The sequence below is a fragment of the Burkholderia sp. MSMB1588 genome (assembly GCF_001546925.1).
Lineage (GTDB): Bacteria > Pseudomonadota > Gammaproteobacteria > Burkholderiales > Burkholderiaceae > Burkholderia > Burkholderia humptydooensis.
This window is the reverse complement of record NZ_LNJS01000001.1, coordinates 3,449,078-3,464,027: the sequence shown is the minus strand read 5'-3', so window position 1 is coordinate 3,464,027 and position 14,950 is coordinate 3,449,078. Positions and strand designations below refer to the sequence as shown.

Genomic DNA, 14,950 nt, shown 5'->3' with positions numbered 1-14,950 from the left:
ATGGTCTAGGGGTATAGCTCAACTGGCAGAGCGTCGGTCTCCAAAACCGAAGGTTGGGGGTTCGATTCCCTCTGCCCCTGCCACATAAGCCACGTTCTTCTGCGTGGCGTTTGTTTTAGAGTGTTATGGCGAATCCTTCCGTCGAAACTGTTAATACCTCCGGCGATAAGCTGATGCTGGCCCTGGGTGTATTGTTGGTCTTGGCCGGATTTGCGGGCTTCTTCTTGCTCGGTGGCAAGGAGTGGTATATCCGCGGCGCTGCTTTGGCAGTGGGGGTGATCGCCGGTGTGGGCGTTGCGCTGGTGTCGCTTCCTGGCAAGGGCTTCATTGCTTTTGCGAAGGATTCGTATCGCGAGGTGCGCAAAGTCGTTTGGCCCACGCGCAAGGAAGCCACGCAAACCACGCTCGTCGTCTTCGGTTTTGTGCTGGTCATGGCGCTCTTTCTCTGGATAAGCGATAAATCCATCGAATGGGCGATTTTCTCGGTGATTCTGGGTTGGAAATGATATGAGCGATACTCCGGCATCCCCGAGCGGAAAGCGTTGGTACGTCGTGCACGCCTACTCCGGTATGGAGAAGAGCGTGCAACGTGCGCTTCAGGAGCGCATCGAGCGTGCCGGCATGCAGGACAAGTTCGGCCAGATCCTGGTTCCGACCGAGGAAGTGGTTGAAGTCAAGGGCGGTCACAAGGCAGTGACCGAGCGTCGTTTCTTTCCCGGCTATGTGCTGGTCGAAATGGAAATGACGGACGAAACGTGGCACCTCGTGAAAAACACCGCGAAGGTCACCGGTTTCGTCGGCGGGGCGCGCAATCGCCCGAGCCCGATTTCCCCGCGGGAAGTCGAAAAGATCATGTCGCAGATGCAGGAAGGCGTGGAGAAGCCGCGCCCGAAGACCCTGTTCGAAGTCGGCGAGATGGTGCGCGTGAAGGAAGGCCCGTTCACGGACTTCAACGGCACGGTCGAGGAAGTGAACTACGAAAAATCGAGAGTTCGCGTGTCGGTCACCATCTTTGGTCGCGCGACGCCGGTCGAATTGGAATTCGGCCAGGTCGAAAAGGTTTGAGCAAGTTCAGGTGGGCAGCTCCGGGAGCTGCCCACCTTCGCGCTTACGGCCCGCGTTAATTGGCCGTTGAGGAGCGCCAGTAGTCTCAGGACGAACCCGCGTTATCACTCACCGAACGCTTTCATGCGTTCCAACGAGGTTTCAAATGGCAAAGAAGATTGTCGGCTTTATCAAGCTGCAGATTCCTGCAGGTAAAGCCAACCCGTCGCCCCCCGTCGGTCCGGCGCTGGGCCAGCGCGGCCTGAACATCATGGAGTTCTGCAAGGCGTTCAACGCACAGACTCAAGGCATGGAGCCGGGCCTTCCGGTGCCGGTCGTCATCACGGCATACGCGGACAAGAGCTTCACGTTCGTGATGAAGACGCCGCCCGCGACGGTTCTGATCAAGAAGGCCGCGAAGGTCGACAAGGGCTCGAGCAAGCCCCACACCGACAAGGTCGGCAAGATCACCCGCGCACAAGCGGAAGAAATCGCGAAGACCAAGATGCCGGATCTTACGGCGGCTGATCTCGACGCGGCCGTTCGCACCATCGCTGGTAGCGCACGCTCGATGGGCATCACTGTGGAGGGCGTGTAAATGGCCAAGATCTCGAAGCGCCGTCAGGCATTTGCCGCTAAGGTCGATCGTCAGAAGCTGTATCCGATCGACGACGCACTCGCTCTCGTGAAGGAATGCGCGAGCGCGAAGTTCGACGAGTCGATCGACGTCGCAGTTCAACTCGGCATCGATGCGAAGAAGTCGGACCAGGTCGTTCGCGGTTCGGTCGTGCTGCCGGCCGGTACCGGCAAGTCGGTTCGTGTCGCCGTGTTCGCGCAAGGCGAGAAGGCCGAGCAAGCGCGCGCCGCAGGCGCCGAAGTGGTCGGCATGGAAGATCTCGCCGAGCAGATCAAGGCCGGTCAAATGGACTTCGACATCGTGATCGCTTCGCCGGACACGATGCGTATCGTCGGTACGCTCGGTCAGATCCTCGGCCCGCGCGGCCTGATGCCGAACCCGAAGGTCGGCACGGTCACGCCGGATGTCGCGACCGCGGTGAAGAACGCGAAGGCGGGTCAAGTGCAGTTCCGCGTCGACAAGGCCGGTATCATCCACGCGACGATCGGCCGTGCATCGTTCGAGCCGACCGCGCTGCGCACGAACCTGTCCGCGCTGATCGAAGCGCTGCAGAAGGCGAAGCCGGCAACGAGCAAGGGTGTGTACCTGCGCAAGATCGCGCTGTCGAGCACGATGGGCGTCGGCGTTCGCGTCGACCACGGCTCGCTGGCTGCGCAGTAAGCGAAGTATCCGGGCCGCTTCGGTGGGAAGCGGCCCAAAAGGGCTTTGGGCGGTCGTTCGAAGAAGCATCGTCGAATGGCCGGTTATCAAAGACCGTTGGTGGGAAAGCAGCAGTCGGGCGATCCCTTAATGCAAGCCAACGCAGATGGCGAACCCGAAAAAGTTTTGCAGTGGTGAAGCGGGAGATCGGCGAGCAATCGACGGTTTTCAGCGGAAATACTCCTAACGAGTCGGACGCCGTTGTTGAACGAGGTGCGTGACGCGTCATGCGAAGCGCATCGTTTCTGGAGGCTAACCGTGCCGCTTAATAGAGAAGACAAGCAAGCCGTCGTTGCTGAGGTCGCCGCGCAAGTCGCGAAGGCCCAGACCGTTGTGCTCGCTGAGTATCGTGGAATTGCGGTTGGCGATCTGACCACGCTGCGCGCGAAAGCGCGTGAGCAGAAGGTTTACCTGCGCGTTCTGAAGAACACGCTGGCGCGCCGCGCCGTCGAAGGTACGCCGTTTGCTCCGCTGGCAGAGCAGATGACTGGCCCCCTGATCTACGGCATCTCGGAAGATGCCATTGCTGCTGCAAAGGTCGTCAACGACTTCAGCAAGAGCAATGACAAGTTGGTCATCAAGGCTGGTTCGTTCGATGGCAAGGTGATGGACAAGGCTGGCGTGCAAGCGCTCGCCAGCATCCCGAGCCGCGAAGAACTGCTCTCGAAGCTGCTGTTCGTCATGCAGGCGCCTGTTTCGGGCTTCGCGCGCGCACTGGCTGCGCTCGCCGAGAAGAAGCAAGCGGAAGCTGCTTAAGCGAACGCACATCAGCGTCACTGATCGCTGGCTGTATCCGAATTCAATTTAGGAGTATTTCAAATGGCAATCGCAAAAGAAGACATCCTGGCAGCAGTCGAAGGGATGACCGTTCTGGAACTGAACGAGCTGGTCAAGGCGTTCGAAGAGAAGTTTGGCGTGTCGGCTGCTGCTGTTGCAGTCGCGGGCCCTGCAGCCGGCGGCGCCGCTGCTGCTGCTGAAGAGAAGACCGAGTTCACGGTCGTTCTGGCTGAAGCGGGCAGCAACAAGGTTTCGGTCATCAAGGCCGTTCGCGAAATCACGGGCCTGGGCCTGAAGGAAGCGAAGGACCTCGTCGACGGCGCACCGAAGCCCGTCAAGGAAGGCGTCGACAAGGCTTCTGCAGAAGAAGCCAAGAAGAAGCTGGAAGACGCGGGCGCGAAGGTCGAACTCAAGTAAGTTCACGCGCGCTGTGCGAAGGCTGGCGGTTTTTCACCGCCGGCCTTTTTGTGCTTTGTGGAGGCAGTGTTTTGACACTCTTTGAAGAGGTCGGACGAGCGCCCACAGAAGCCAAAGAAAACCGCCCATCCACCGACGATCGGCGATTCTCTTTGTCTTCTGAAGCGACTGCAGAAGGCAAGTTTGGTCGGGCAGCGGGCAACACAGGCATCCGCTGCCGTCAGCCAGCGGTTGGTAGCGGCCAACCACCAAGCTTCTCGGCTCGTGCCGTCGGACGGCCATCGGGTCTCAGTCGGTGAACACTCGGGTTTGACACGTCCAGGTATCCCGCCTCGATAGCGCCCGTCGTGATTCGGAGATCGTATGCAATATTCCTTCACCGAGAAGAAGCGTATTCGCAAGAGTTTCGCGAAGCGCTCCATCGTTCACCAAGTGCCTTTCCTGCTGGCCACCCAGCTTGAATCATTCAGCACATTTCTGCAAGCCGATGTGCTGCCCGCGCAACGCAAGTCCGAGGGGTTGCAGGCCGCCTTCACATCGGTGTTTCCCATCGTCTCGCATAACGGCTTCGCTCGTCTCGAGTTCGTGAGCTATGCGTTGTCGTCGCCGGCATTCAACATCAAGGAATGCCAGCAGCGCGGCCTGACCTATTGCTCGGCATTGCGCGCGAAGGTGCGCCTCGTGCTCCTCGACAAGGAGTCGCCGAACAAGCCCGTCGTCAAGGAAGTGAAGGAACAGGAAGTGTACATGGGCGAAATTCCGCTCATGACGCCGACCGGTTCGTTCGTCATCAACGGCACCGAGCGCGTGATCGTGTCGCAGTTGCACCGTTCGCCCGGCGTGTTCTTCGAGCACGACAAGGGCAAGACGCACAGCTCGGGCAAGCTGCTGTTCTCCGCGCGGATCATTCCGTACCGCGGTTCGTGGCTCGACTTCGAATTCGATCCGAAGGACGTGCTGTACTTCCGCGTCGACCGTCGTCGCAAGATGCCGGTCACGATCCTGCTGAAGGCGATCGGCCTCACGCCGGAGCTGATCCTCGCGAACTTCTTCGTCTTCGACAACTTCACGCTGATGGACGAAGGCGCGCAGATGGAGTTCGTGCCCGAGCGCCTGCGCGGTGAAGTGGCCCGCTTCGACATCACCGATCGCGAAGGCAAGGTCATCGTCCAGAAGGACAAGCGGATCAACGCGAAGCACATTCGCGATCTCGAAACCGCGAAGACCAAGTACATCTCGGTGCCCGAAGACTATCTGCTCGGCCGCGTGCTGGCGAAGAACGTCGTCGACGGCGACACGGGCGAAGTGATCGCGAACGCGAACGACGAGATCACGGAGGGCGTGCTCGAGAAGCTGCGCGAGGCGAAGATCAAGGAAATCCAGACGCTCTATACGAACGATCTGGACCAGGGGCCGTACATCTCGTCGACGCTGCGTGTCGACGAAACCGTCGACAGGACGGCCGCGCGCATCGCGATCTACCGGATGATGCGCCCGGGCGAGCCGCCGACGGAAGAAGCCGTCGAGGCGCTCTTCAACCGCCTGTTCTACAGTGAAGACGCGTACGATCTGTCGAAGGTCGGCCGCATGAAGTTCAACCGCCGCGTCGGCCGTGACGAAATCACCGGCCCGATGACGCTGCAGGACGACGACATCCTCGCGACGATCAAGATCCTCGTCGAGCTGCGCAACGGCAAGGGCGAAGTGGACGACATCGACCACCTCGGCAACCGGCGCGTGCGCTGCGTCGGCGAACTGGCGGAAAACCAGTTCCGCGCGGGCCTCGTGCGCGTCGAGCGCGCGGTGAAGGAGCGCCTCGGCCAGGCCGAAAGCGAAAACCTGATGCCGCACGACCTGATCAACTCGAAGCCGATTTCGTCGGCGATTCGCGAGTTCTTCGGTTCGTCGCAGTTGTCGCAGTTCATGGACCAGACCAACCCGCTGTCGGAAATCACGCACAAGCGCCGTGTTTCCGCACTGGGCCCGGGCGGTCTCACGCGCGAGCGCGCGGGCTTCGAAGTCCGCGACGTGCACCCGACCCACTACGGCCGCGTGTGCCCGATCGAAACGCCGGAAGGCCCGAACATCGGTCTCATCAACTCGCTCGCACTGTATGCGCACCTGAACGAATACGGCTTCCTCGAGACGCCGTACCGCAAGGTCGCCGACAGCAAGGTGACCGACCAGATCGATTATCTGTCGGCGATCGAGGAAGGCCGCTACATGATCGCGCAGGCGAACGCCGCGATCGGTGAAGACGGCACGCTCGTCGACGAACTGGTGTCGTCGCGTGAAGCCGGCGAAACGATGATGGTCACGCCGGACCGCATCCAGTACATGGACGTCGCGCCGTCGCAGATCGTGTCGGTTGCGGCCTCGCTGATCCCGTTCCTCGAGCACGACGATGCGAACCGTGCGCTGATGGGCTCGAACATGCAGCGTCAGGCCGTGCCGTGTCTGCGCCCGGAGAAGCCCGTCGTCGGCACCGGCATCGAGCGCACCGTGGCGGTCGACTCGGGCACGACGGTGCAGGCGCTGCGCGGCGGCGTCGTCGACTATGTCGACGCGGGCCGTATCGTCATTCGCGTGAACGATGACGAAGCGGCCGCGGGCGAAGTCGGCGTCGACATCTACAACCTGATCAAGTACACGCGTTCGAACCAGAACACGAACATCAACCAGCGTCCGATCGTGAAGATGGGCGACAAGGTCTCGCGCGGCGACGTGCTGGCCGACGGCGCGTCGACGGACCTGGGCGAGCTCGCGCTCGGCCAGAACATGCTGATCGCGTTCATGCCGTGGAACGGCTACAACTTCGAGGATTCGATCCTGATCTCGGAGCGTGTCGTCGCGGACGATCGCTACACGTCGATCCACATCGAAGAGCTGAACGTGGTTGCTCGCGATACGAAGCTCGGGCCGGAAGAAATCACGCGCGACATCTCGAACCTCGCGGAAGTCCAGCTCGGCCGTCTCGACGAATCGGGCATCGTGTACATCGGCGCGGAAGTCGAAGCGGGCGACGTGCTGGTCGGCAAGGTCACGCCGAAGGGCGAAACCCAGCTCACGCCGGAAGAGAAGCTGCTGCGCGCGATCTTCGGCGAGAAGGCGTCGGACGTGAAGGACACGTCGCTGCGCGTGCCGTCGGGTATGAGCGGCACGGTGATCGACGTCCAGGTCTTCACGCGTGAAGGCATCCAGCGCGACAAGCGCGCGCAACAGATCATCGACGACGAACTGAAGCGCTACCGTCTCGACCTGAACGACCAGCTCCGCATCGTCGAAGGCGACGCGTTCCAGCGTCTCGCGCGCATGCTCGTGGGCAAGGTCGCGAACGGCGGTCCGAAGAAGCTCGCGAAGGGCACGAAGATCGACCAGGCCTACCTGGAAGACCTCGACCACTATCACTGGTTCGACATCCGCCTGGCGGACGACGAAGCGGCTGCCCAGCTCGAAGCGATCAAGAACTCGATCGAAGAGAAGCGCCACCAGTTCGACCTCGCGTTCGAAGAGAAGCGCAAGAAGCTCACGCAAGGCGACGAACTGCCGCCGGGCGTGCTGAAGATGGTCAAGGTGTACCTCGCGGTGAAGCGCCGCCTGCAGCCCGGCGACAAGATGGCCGGCCGTCACGGTAACAAGGGCGTCGTGTCGAAGATCGTTCCGGTCGAAGACATGCCGTACATGGCCGACGGCCGTCCGGCCGACGTCGTGCTGAACCCGCTCGGCGTGCCGTCGCGGATGAACGTGGGTCAGGTTCTGGAAGTGCATCTCGGCTGGGCCGCGAAGGGCCTCGGCTGGCGTATCGGCGAAATGCTGCAACGTCAGGCGAAGATCGAGGAACTGCGCGTGTTCCTGACGAAGATCTACAACGAGTCGGGCCGCGCGGAAGATCTGGAAAGCTTCACCGACGACGAGATCCTCGAGCTCGCGAAGAACCTGCGCGAAGGCGTGCCGTTCGCGACGCCGGTGTTCGACGGTGCGACCGAGGAAGAAATGTCGAAGATGCTCGACCTCGCGTTCCCGGACGACATCGCCGAACAGCTCGACATGAACCCGTCGAAGAATCAGGTGCGCCTGTACGACGGCCGCACGGGCGAGCCGTTCGAGCGCCGCGTGACGCTCGGCTACATGCACTACCTGAAGCTGCACCACCTCGTCGACGACAAGATGCACGCGCGCTCGACGGGCCCGTACTCGCTCGTCACGCAGCAGCCGCTCGGCGGTAAGGCGCAGTTCGGCGGCCAGCGTTTCGGTGAAATGGAAGTGTGGGCGCTCGAAGCGTATGGCGCTTCGTACGTGCTGCAGGAAATGCTGACGGTGAAGTCGGACGACGTGACCGGCCGGACCAAGGTTTATGAAAACCTGGTCAAGGGCGACCATGTCATCGATGCCGGCATGCCCGAGTCGTTCAACGTGTTGGTGAAGGAAATCCGGTCGCTCGGTATCGACATCGACCTGGACCGGAACTAAAAGGACTACTGGAGAGAAGCGATGAAAGCTTTGCTCGATCTATTCAAGCAAGTCCAACAAGAAGAAATTTTTGACGCGATCAAGATCGGTCTGGCCTCGCCGGACAAGATCCGTTCGTGGTCGTTCGGCGAAGTGAAGAAGCCGGAGACGATCAACTACCGCACGTTCAAGCCCGAGCGCGACGGTCTGTTCTGCGCGAAGATCTTCGGCCCGACCAAGGACTACGAGTGCCTGTGCGGCAAGTACAAGCGCCTGAAGCATCGCGGCGTGATCTGCGAGAAGTGCGGCGTCGAAGTGACGCTCGCGAAGGTGCGTCGTGAGCGGATGGGCCACATCGAGCTCGCGTCGCCGGTCGCGCACATCTGGTTCCTGAAGTCGCTGCCGTCGCGTCTGGGCATGGTGCTCGACATGACGCTGCGCGACATCGAGCGCGTGCTGTACTTCGAAGCGTACGTGGTGATCGATCCGGGCATGACGCCGCTGAAGGCGCGTCAGATCATGACCGAAGAGGATTACTACAACAAGGTCGAGGAATACGGCGACGAATTCCGTGCCGAGATGGGCGCGGAAGGCGTGCGCGAGCTGCTGCGTTCGATCAACATCGACGAGCAGGTCGAGACGCTGCGCACCGAGCTGAAGAACACCGGCTCGGAAGCGAAAATCAAGAAGTACGCGAAGCGCCTGAAGGTGCTCGAGGCGTTCCAGCGCTCGGGCATCAAGCCCGACTGGATGATCCTCGAAGTGCTGCCGGTGCTGCCGCCGGAGCTGCGTCCGCTCGTGCCGCTCGACGGCGGCCGTTTCGCGACGTCGGATCTGAACGACCTGTACCGCCGCGTGATCAACCGGAACAATCGGCTGAAGCGTCTGCTCGAGCTGAAGGCGCCGGAAATCATCGTCCGCAACGAAAAGCGGATGCTGCAGGAAGCCGTCGACTCGCTGCTCGACAACGGCCGCCGCGGCAAGGCAATGACGGGCGCGAACAAGCGTCCGCTGAAGTCGCTCGCCGACATGATCAAGGGCAAGGGCGGCCGCTTCCGTCAGAACCTGCTCGGCAAGCGCGTCGACTATTCGGGCCGTTCGGTGATCGTGGTCGGCCCGACGCTGAAGCTGCACCAGTGCGGTCTGCCGAAGCTGATGGCGCTCGAACTGTTCAAGCCGTTCATCTTCAACAAGCTCGAAGTGATGGGCGTCGCGACGACCATCAAGGCGGCGAAGAAGGAGGTCGAGAACCAGACGCCGGTGGTGTGGGACATCCTCGAAGAGGTGATCCGCGAGCACCCGGTGATGCTGAACCGCGCGCCGACGCTGCACCGTCTCGGCATCCAGGCGTTCGAGCCCGTGCTGATCGAAGGCAAGGCGATCCAGTTGCACCCGCTCGTCTGCGCGGCGTTCAACGCCGACTTCGACGGTGACCAGATGGCCGTTCACGTGCCGCTGTCGCTCGAAGCGCAGATGGAAGCGCGCACGCTGATGCTCGCGTCGAACAACGTGCTGTTCCCGGCGAACGGCGATCCGTCGATCGTGCCGTCGCAGGATATCGTGCTGGGCCTGTACTACGCGACCCGCGAAGCGATCAACGGCAAGGGCGAAGGCCTCACGTTCACCGGCGTGTCGGAAGTGATCCGCGCGTACGAGAACAAGGAAGTCGAGCTCGCATCGCGCGTGAACGTGCGGATCACCGAAATGGTCCGCAACGAGGACACGTCCGAAGGCGCGCCGGAATTCGTGCCGAAGATCTCGCTGTACGCGACGACCGTCGGCCGCTCGATCCTGTCGGAAATCCTGCCGCCGGGCCTGCCGTTCTCGGTGCTGAACAAGCCGCTGAAGAAGAAGGAAATCTCGCGCCTGATCAACACCGCGTTCCGCAAGTGCGGCCTGCGCGCGACCGTCGTGTTCGCCGACCAGTTGATGCAGTCGGGCTTCCGTCTCGCGACGCGCGCCGGCATCTCGATCTGCGTCGACGACATGCTCGTGCCGACGCAGAAGGAACAGATCGTCGGCGACGCCGCGAAGAAGGTGAAGGAGTACGACCGCCAGTACATGTCGGGTCTCGTCACCGCGCAGGAACGCTACAACAACGTGGTCGACATCTGGTCGGCGACGTCGGAAGCGGTCGGCAAGGCGATGATGGAGCAACTGTCGACGGAGCCGGTGATCGATCGCGACGGCAACGAGACGCGCCAGGAATCGTTCAACTCGATCTACATGATGGCCGACTCGGGCGCCCGGGGCTCGGCGGTGCAGATTCGCCAGTTGGCCGGTATGCGCGGCCTGATGGCGAAGCCGGACGGCTCGATTATCGAGACGCCGATTACCGCGAACTTCCGCGAAGGCCTGAACGTGTTGCAGTACTTCATCTCGACCCACGGCGCGCGTAAGGGTCTGGCTGATACGGCACTGAAGACCGCGAACTCGGGTTATCTGACGCGTCGTCTCGTCGACGTCACGCAGGATCTGGTGGTGGTCGAGGACGATTGCGGCACGAGCAACGGCGTCGCGATGAAGGCGCTGGTCGAAGGCGGTGAAGTCGTCGAAGCGCTGCGCGACCGTATCCTCGGCCGCGTCGCGGTTGCGGACGTCGTGAATCCGGAAACGCAGGAAACGCTGTACGAATCGGGCACGCTGCTCGACGAAACGGCGGTCGAGGAAATCGAACGCCTCGGCATCGACGAAGTGCGCGTGCGCACGCCGCTGACCTGCGAAACGCGTTATGGCCTGTGCGCATCGTGCTACGGCCGCGACCTCGGCCGCGGCTCGCTCGTGAACGTCGGCGAAGCAGTCGGCGTGATCGCGGCGCAGTCGATCGGCGAACCGGGCACGCAGTTGACGATGCGTACGTTCCACATCGGTGGTGCGGCGTCGCGTGCGGCGGTGGCTTCGTCGGTCGAAGCGAAGAGCAACGGTATCGTGCGCTTCACGTCCACGATGCGCTACGTCACCAACGCGAAGGGCGAGCAGATCGTCATTTCCCGTTCGGGTGAAGCGATGATCACCGACGACATCGGCCGCGAGCGCGAGCGTCACAAGGTGCCGTACGGCGCGACGCTGCTCCAGCTCGACGGCGCAAGCATCAAGGCAGGCACGCAACTCGCCACGTGGGACCCGCTGACGCGCCCGATCATCACCGAGTACGGCGGTACGGTGAAGTTCGAGAACGTCGAGGAAGGCGTGACGGTCGCCAAGCAGATCGACGACGTGACCGGCCTGTCGACGCTCGTCGTGATCGACGTGAAGCGGCGCGGCTCGCAGGCGTCGAAGAGCGTTCGTCCGCAGGTGAAGCTGCTCGATGCGAACGGCGAGGAAGTGAAGATCCCCGGCACGGAGCACGCGGTGCAGATCGGCTTCCAGGTCGGCGCGCTGATCACCGTGAAGGACGGCCAGCAGGTGCAGGTGGGTGAAGTGCTCGCACGTATCCCGACCGAAGCGCAGAAGACGCGTGACATTACCGGCGGTCTGCCGCGGGTGGCGGAACTGTTCGAGGCGCGTTCGCCGAAGGATGCGGGCATTCTCGCGGAAGTCACCGGCACGACATCGTTCGGCAAGGACACGAAGGGCAAGCAGCGTCTCGTCATCACGGATCTCGAGGGCAACCAGCACGAGTTCCTGATCGCGAAGGAAAAGCAGGTGCTGGTCCACGATGCCCAGGTTGTCAACAAGGGCGAAATGATCGTGGACGGCCCGGCCGATCCGCACGACATCCTGCGTCTGCAGGGGATCGAGGCGCTGTCGCGCTATATCGTCGACGAAGTGCAGGACGTGTACCGTCTGCAGGGCGTGAAGATCAACGACAAGCACATCGAAGTGATCGTGCGTCAGATGCTGCGCCGCGTGCAGATCGTCGACAACGGCGACACGCGCTTCATTCCGGGCGAGCAGGTCGAGCGTTCGGATATGCTGGACGAGAACGACCGCATGATCGCGGAAGACAAGCGCCCGGCGACGTACGAGAACATCCTGCTGGGTATCACGAAGGCGTCGCTGTCGACCGATTCGTTCATCTCCGCGGCATCGTTCCAGGAAACGACCCGCGTGCTGACCGAGGCGGCGATCATGGGCAAGCGCGACGACCTGCGCGGCCTGAAGGAAAACGTGATCGTCGGCCGTCTGATCCCGGCCGGTACGGGTCTCGCGTTCCACAAGGCGCGCAAGGCGAAGGAGCAATCCGATCGCGAGCGCTTCGACCAGATCGCAGCGGAAGAAGCGTTCGAGTTCGGCACGCCGGGCACGCCCGCCGAAGAGCCGCAGCACCCGGCGGAGTAAGCGAAGCGGCGCGAGCCGCTTTGCCTGCCAGTCGATGACGCCGCCCGGTTTCGACCGGGCGGCTTTTTTTGTGCGCACCGCGCGGCCGCGAGCCGGCCGAACGGACAACGTGCGACCTTCGTCCACCTTTCGCGGCGGCGACGTTGGTAAAATTCCGCTCACCGGCTCTTTTCGCAGTCCATCCATCTCCAGATCCATGTCCCGCGCGCTCGAAATTCTCAACGAAGTCTTCGGCTATCCCGCCTTCCGAGGTCAACAGGGCGAGATCGTCGAGCACGTTGCGGCGGGCGGCGATTGTCTCGTGCTGATGCCCACGGGCGGCGGCAAGTCGCTCTGCTACCAGATCCCGGCGCTCGTGCGCAGCGAGGCGGGCCGCGGCGCGGGCATCGTCGTGTCGCCGCTCATCGCGCTGATGCAGGATCAGGTCGCCGCGCTGTCCGAAGTCGGCGTGCGCGCCGCGTATTTGAACTCGACGCTGTCGGGCGCCGAGGCGGCCGCGACCGAACGCGCGTTGCGCGACGGCGACATCGATCTGCTCTACGTCGCGCCCGAACGGCTGATGACGCCGCGCTTCCTCGATCTGCTCGAGCGCGCGCGCATCGGCCTCTTCGCGATCGACGAGGCGCACTGCGTGTCGCAGTGGGGGCACGATTTCCGGCCCGAGTACATCCAGTTGTCGGTGCTGCACGAGCGCTTCCCGGACGTGCCGCGAATCGCGCTGACCGCGACCGCCGACGCGATCACGCGCGACGAGATCGTCCATCGTCTCGCGCTCGACGACGCGCGAATTTTCGTGTCGAGCTTCGATCGGCCGAACATCCGCTACCGGATCGTCGAAAAGGACAACGCGCGCTCGCAATTGCTCGACTTCATTCGCGCGGAGCATACGAATGCGGACGGCACGACCGACGCGGGCGTCGTCTACTGCCTGTCGCGCCGCAAGGTCGAGGAGACGGCCGAATGGCTGAAGGCGCAAGGGGTTCGCGCGCTGCCGTATCACGCGGGAATGGAGTTCGAGATCCGGCAGAAGCACCAGGAGATGTTCCAGCGCGAAGAAGGGGTCGTGATGTGCGCGACGATCGCGTTCGGCATGGGCATCGACAAGCCGGACGTGCGCTTCGTCGCGCACCTGGATCTGCCGAAGAGCGTCGAAGGCTACTACCAGGAGACCGGGCGCGCGGGCCGCGACGGCCTGCCGGCGAACGCATGGATGGCGTACGGGCTCGGCGACGTCGTGCAGCAGCGCAAGATGATCGACGAATCGGAGGCCGACGACACGCACAAGCGAGTTCAGACGTCGAAGCTCGACGCGCTGCTCGGGCTGTGCGAGACGGCGTCGTGCCGCCGGGTGCGCCTCCTCGCGTATTTCGGCGAGACGAGCGGCCCGTGCGGCAATTGCGACACCTGCCTCGAGCCGCCGGCGACATGGGACGCGACGCGCGAGGCGCAGATGGCGCTGTCGTGCGTATTCCGCGCGCAGCGCGCGAGCGGCTTCAATTTCGGCGCGAGCCATCTGATCGAAGTGCTGCGCGGCGCGCGTACCGAGAAGGTCCAGCAGCGCGGCCACGATAGTCTCAGCACGTTCGGCATCGGTGCCGAATTGTCCGAAGCCGAATGGCGCGCGATCTTCCGGCAACTCGTCGCGTTCGGCTATCTGGCCGTCGACCACGGCGGCTTCGGCGCGCTCGTGCTGACGGAAGCGAGCAAGCCGGTGCTCAAGGGCGAGGAGAAGGTCACGCTGCGCCGCTACGTGAAGCCGGCGCGCACTCGACAGTCGTCCGGCCGTAGTGGCGCGCGCGTCGATCCGACGACCGGCATGAGCGCGCGTGAGCGCGCGTGCTGGGAGCGCCTGCGCGCGTGGCGCGCGGAAACGGCGAAGAGCGACGGCGTGCCCGCATACGTGATCTTCCACGACGCGACGCTCGCGGAGATCGCGCGCAACGCGCCGGAATCGATCGACGATCTGCGCCATATCCCCGGAATCGGCGCGCGCAAGCTCGATCGCTTCGGCGACGAGATTCTCGAGGTCGTCGAAGCGGCCTGACAGGGCCGCTCGCCTTCAGATTCTGGCACCAAAAATCACGCAAGCTGTTGACTCGCTTGGGATTTTTGGAATATCATGCCGGGTTCCGGTTCTTGGTGGGTTGGTTCCTGGGCGCAAGCCCGGGCGTCGCGCACGCGTTCCGGAGCGTCACGCACGTCGGATTTCGCTTTGCCCGAGTTCGGCGTGTCGATTTTGGTCAATTTCAGGAATAAACAATGCCAACCATCAATCAACTGGTTCGCAAAGGCCGTGCGTCGGAAACGACGAAGAGCAAGAGCCCGGCCTTGCAGGACTGCCCCCAGCGTCGCGGCGTGTGCACCCGTGTGTACACGACGACGCCGAAGAAGCCGAACTCGGCACTCCGTAAGGTTGCCAAGGTTCGTCTGACGAACGGCTTCGAAGTGATTTCGTACATCGGCGGTGAAGGCCACAACCTGCAGGAGCACTCGGTTGTGCTGATCCGCGGCGGCCGTGTGAAGGACTTGCCGGGTGTGCGTTACCACATGGTTCGCGGCTCGCTGGATACGCAGGGCGTCAAGGACCGTAAGCAGGCTCGCTCGAAGTACGGCGCGAAGCGTGCGAAGGCTGCGAAGTAAGCTGCC

General features: G+C 62.8%; 10 protein-coding genes and 1 tRNA gene. All 11 read left to right on the top strand.

Annotated elements, in window-relative coordinates; genetic code table 11:
* The first annotated feature begins 7 nt into the window (after nt 1-7).
* The 11 genes from WS92_RS27590 to rpsL all read left to right on the top strand — a co-directional run bounded on the left by WS92_RS27590 (nt 8) and on the right by rpsL (nt 14,944).
* A tRNA-Trp gene (locus WS92_RS27590) sits at nt 8-83 on the top strand.
* A gap of 42 nt (nt 84-125) precedes the next feature.
* Nucleotides 126-506, top strand: a complete 381-nt coding sequence (gene secE / locus WS92_RS27585) for a preprotein translocase subunit SecE (protein ID WP_043283414.1) — start codon at nt 126-128, stop codon at nt 504-506.
* A gap of 1 nt (nt 507) precedes the next feature.
* A complete protein-coding gene (gene nusG, locus WS92_RS27580) occupies nt 508-1,065 on the top strand; it encodes a transcription termination/antitermination protein NusG (protein ID WP_004525645.1) in 558 nt (185 codons plus the stop codon).
* 145 nt (nt 1,066-1,210) lie between these two features.
* A complete protein-coding gene (gene rplK / locus WS92_RS27575; protein WP_004198368.1) occupies nt 1,211-1,642 on the top strand; it encodes a 50S ribosomal protein L11 in 432 nt (143 codons plus the stop codon).
* Nucleotides 1,643-2,341, top strand: coding sequence for a 50S ribosomal protein L1 (gene rplA, locus WS92_RS27570; protein ID WP_006029837.1), 699 nt, complete (start codon nt 1,643-1,645; stop codon nt 2,339-2,341).
* Nucleotides 2,342-2,638: 297 nt separating this feature from the next.
* The gene (gene rplJ, locus WS92_RS27565) at nt 2,639-3,136 is read left to right on the top strand and encodes a 50S ribosomal protein L10 (RefSeq protein ID WP_006400668.1); all 498 of its coding nucleotides are present in this window, start codon (nt 2,639-2,641) and stop codon (nt 3,134-3,136) included.
* Nucleotides 3,137-3,199: 63 nt separating this feature from the next.
* Nucleotides 3,200-3,574 carry a 50S ribosomal protein L7/L12 gene (gene rplL / locus WS92_RS27560; protein ID WP_006029839.1) on the top strand — a complete coding sequence of 125 codons (375 nt, stop codon included), beginning with the start codon at nt 3,200-3,202 and terminating at the stop codon, nt 3,572-3,574.
* Between the two features lie 363 nt (nt 3,575-3,937).
* Complete coding sequence (gene rpoB, locus WS92_RS27555; RefSeq protein ID WP_006029840.1) at nt 3,938-8,044, top strand: DNA-directed RNA polymerase subunit beta; 4,107 nt, start codon at nt 3,938-3,940, stop codon at nt 8,042-8,044.
* A 21-nt stretch (nt 8,045-8,065) separates the two neighbouring features.
* Complete coding sequence (rpoC, locus tag WS92_RS27550) at nt 8,066-12,304, top strand: DNA-directed RNA polymerase subunit beta' (RefSeq protein ID WP_009913853.1); 4,239 nt, start codon at nt 8,066-8,068, stop codon at nt 12,302-12,304.
* A 196-nt stretch (nt 12,305-12,500) separates the two neighbouring features.
* On the top strand, nt 12,501-14,348 hold the full coding sequence (gene recQ / locus WS92_RS27545) for a DNA helicase RecQ (RefSeq protein ID WP_006029842.1): 1,848 nt from the start codon (nt 12,501-12,503) through the stop codon (nt 14,346-14,348).
* A gap of 215 nt (nt 14,349-14,563) precedes the next feature.
* On the top strand, nt 14,564-14,944 hold the full coding sequence (gene rpsL, locus WS92_RS27540) for a 30S ribosomal protein S12 (RefSeq protein WP_004521903.1): 381 nt from the start codon (nt 14,564-14,566) through the stop codon (nt 14,942-14,944).
* The last annotated feature ends 6 nt before the right edge of the window (nt 14,945-14,950 follow it).